Origin of the sequence: Glycomyces mayteni, from assembly GCF_042428885.1 — a bacterium.
GTDB lineage: Bacteria > Actinomycetota > Actinomycetes > Mycobacteriales > Micromonosporaceae > Glycomyces > Glycomyces mayteni.
The window spans coordinates 1-537 of record NZ_JBHMBP010000024.1; the positions used below are offsets into that span (position 1 = coordinate 1).

Consider the following 537-nt stretch of genomic DNA (forward strand, 5'->3'; position numbering starts at 1 on the left):
CCATGCGCCCTACACAACTTAACCAACACGGCCAAGTCAGATAGAAACAAAGACACTCACGCACACTATACAAATCTCAAACAACACACCAGCCACACCCGACACGCACCTCAACCCGCCCCTCAAGACAGGCCTAGGCGATCGCGAAGACCGCCCGAGGCACACCGCGCATCCGCGACATGACCAGGCTCCGAGACGTATTGCCTCAGAACCCCAACAGGGTGCGAGACCCGTCAGGCACGCCGACCGCGCTTCCGCACAGTCGACCTGACCAACAGGTCTCAAGGATGGGAACGAGTCTCACTCGTCCAGACAACGTGTAGTCGACACACCATTAAACATTTAGTCCATACACACCCGCTGAAAACCCGCGCACCGAAATGACGCACGGACCAGTCGAAACGACTGGAGCGGATGGTTGACGCCTCGCCTCGGCGAGGGTCGGGACTCCTTAGAAAGGAGGTGATCCAGCCGCACCTTCCGGTACGGCTACCTTGTTACGACTTCGTCCTAATCGCCAGCCCCACCTTCGACCAC

At 58.5% G+C, this 537-nt stretch carries 1 rRNA gene; it reads right to left on the reverse strand.

Going from position 1 to position 537, the window contains the following annotated elements:
- Nucleotides 1-455: 455 nt before the first annotated feature.
- Nucleotides 456-537: ribosomal RNA gene (locus ACFFXY_RS25370) — 16S ribosomal RNA — on the reverse strand; the annotation flags it as partial.